This window comes from Burkholderia territorii, assembly GCF_902833055.1.
Classification (GTDB): Bacteria; Pseudomonadota; Gammaproteobacteria; order Burkholderiales; family Burkholderiaceae; genus Burkholderia; species Burkholderia territorii.
The window spans coordinates 1-2,679 of the sequence record NZ_CADFEJ010000044.1; the positions used below are offsets into that span (position 1 = coordinate 1).

Genomic DNA, 2,679 nt, shown 5'->3' on the forward strand with positions numbered 1-2,679 from the left:
CGACGAGAGGCCGGTCGACGTGGAAGTCGACAGCGATGCCACCGTGCTATCGGTCGAGCTCAGGCCCGTCGACAACGAGTTGATGCCCGTCGAGGTCGAGGTGGACAGCGAGCTGATCGAGCTCGTTGCCGACGAGAGACCGGTCGACGTCGAAGTCGACAGCGACGAAATCGAGCTGGTAGCCGACGACAGGCCGGTCGACGTCGAAGTCGACAGCGAAGCCACCGAACTATTGGTCGAGCTGAGGCCGGTCGAGGTCGAGGTGGACAGCGACGAGATCGAGCTGTTAGCCGACGAGAGGCCCGTCGACGTGGACGTCGACAGCGAAGCGACCGAGCTATCGGTCGAACTGAGGCCCGTCGACAGCGAATTGATACCGGTCGAAGTCGAGGTGGACAACGAGCTGATCGAGCTGGTAGCCGACGAGAGACCGGTCGACGTGGAAGTCGACAGCGAAGCGACCGAACTGTTAGTCGAGCTCAGGCCCGTCGAGGTCGAGGTGGACAGCGAGCTGATCGAGCTGGTTGCCGACGAAAGGCCGGTCGACGTGGAGGTCGACAGCGAAGCCACCGTGCTATCGGTCGAGCTCAGGCCCGTCGACAGCGAATTGATACCGGTCGAGGTCGACGTGGACAACGAGCTGATCGAGCTGTTAGCCGACGAAAGGCCGGTCGACGTGGAGGTCGACAGCGAAGCGACCGAACTATTGGTCGAGCTGAGGCCGGTCGAGGTCGAGGTGGACAGCGACGAGATCGAGCTGTTGGCCGACGAGAGGCCAGTCGACGTGGAGGTCGACAGCGAGGCCACCGAGCTGTTGGTCGAGCTCAGGCCGGTCGACAGGGAGTTGATACCCGTCGAGGTCGACGTGGACAGCGAGCTGATCGAGCTGGTTGCCGACGACAGGCCGGTCGACGTCGAAGTCGACAGCGAAGCCACCGAACTGTTGGTCGAGCTGAGGCCCGTCGAGGTCGAGGTGGACAGCGACGAGATCGAGCTGTTAGCCGACGAAAGGCCCGTCGACGTGGAAGTCGACAGCGAAGCGACCGAGCTGTTGGTCGAGCTGAGGCCGGTCGACAACGAGTTGATACCCGTCGAGGTCGACGTCGAGAGTGACGAAATCGAGCTGTTAGCCGACGAAAGGCCCGTCGACGTGGAAGTCGACAGCGAAGCCACCGAGCTATTGGTCGAGCTGAGGCCCGTCGACAACGACGTGATGCCGGTCGACAGCGACGAGATCGCGCTGCTGGACGACGACACCGTCGTCGACAGCGAATTCACGACGGAATTGGTCGCGAAGAGTTGGGAGCCGTTGATCGCGTCCGTGCTGTTCGCCGTGATCTGGCCTGCCGCGACATTGGTGATCTGACGCGTGGTGCCCGTGCTCGCATTGCCGACGCTCACCACGCTGCTCGGGTTGCCGCCCGCGAACGTGGAGGTCACGCCGCCGACGGTACCCGTTGGCGTCGGGGTGGGCGCTTCGCTAACGGAGCCGCTGCCGAGTGCGACGTCGCCGGCATGGTTGGCGATCGCATTCGGGCCGATCGCGACCGAGTCGGTGCCAAGTGCCTGGCTGTCGGCTGCCGTCGAATTCGCGTGGAAGTACTTGATGCCCTGGCTGTTGATGTTGTCAATCGCCGAGCCGACGCTGTTGGCCGTCGACGTCGTGCCGTTCGCGTTGTACGTCGTGTACGACGGAGCGGAAACCGTGCCGGTTGCCGGGTTGTAGCTGGCGCCGCCGCCGAGGGCCGCGGCGGTGCTGTTGCCGAGATTGTCGGTCTTGGTCGTGACCGTGCTGAGGCCCGTGGACAGCGAGCTGATCCCCGTCGAAGTCGACGTGGAGAGCGACGAGATCGAGCTGTTAGCCGACGAGAGGCCGGTCGACGTGGAGGTCGACAGCGAAGCGACCGAGCTGTTGGTCGAGCTGAGGCCCGTCGACAGCGAATTGATGCCCGTGGAGGTCGACGTGGACAGCGAACTGATCGAGCTGTTGGCCGACGAGAGACCCGTCGACGTGGAGGTCGACAGCGAAGCGACCGAGCTGTTGGTCGAGCTGAGGCCCGTCGACAGCGAGTTGATGCCGGTCGACGTCGACGTGGACAGCGAGCTGATCGAGCTGTTGGCCGACGAGAGACCCGTCGACGTGGAGGTCGACAGCGAAGCGACCGAACTATTGGTCGAGCTCAGGCCCGTCGAGGTCGACGTAGACAGCGACGAAATCGAGCTGTTAGCGGACGAGAGTCCGGTCGACGTGGAAGTCGACAGCGAAGCCACCGAGCTGTTGGTCGAGCTCAGGCCGGTCGAGGTCGAGGTGGACAGCGAAGAGATCGAGCTATTAGCCGACGAGAGGCCAGTCGACGTCGAGGTCGAAAGGGAGGCCACCGTGCTATTGGTCGAGCTCAGGCCCGTCGACAGCGAGTTGATCCCCGTCGAAGTCGACGTGGAGAGCGAGCTGATCGAGCTATTCGCCGACGAGAGACCCGTCGACGTGGAAGTCGACAGCGAAGCGACCGAACTGTTCGTCGAGCTCAGGCCCGTCGACGTCGAAGTGGAGAGCGACGAGATCGAGCTGTTAGCCGACGAGAGACCGGTCGACGTCGAGGTCGACAGCGAAGTCACCGTGCTATTGGTCGAGCTGAGGCCCGTCGACAGTGAGTTGATGCCGGTCGAAGTCGACGTGGA

At 63.7% G+C, this 2,679-nt stretch carries 1 pseudogene; it reads right to left on the minus strand.

The features are described from left to right. Positions 1–2,616 (minus strand): annotated as a pseudogene (locus HW466_RS30875) (ESPR-type extended signal peptide-containing protein); the annotation flags it as partial. Positions 2,617–2,679 lie beyond the last annotated feature (63 nt).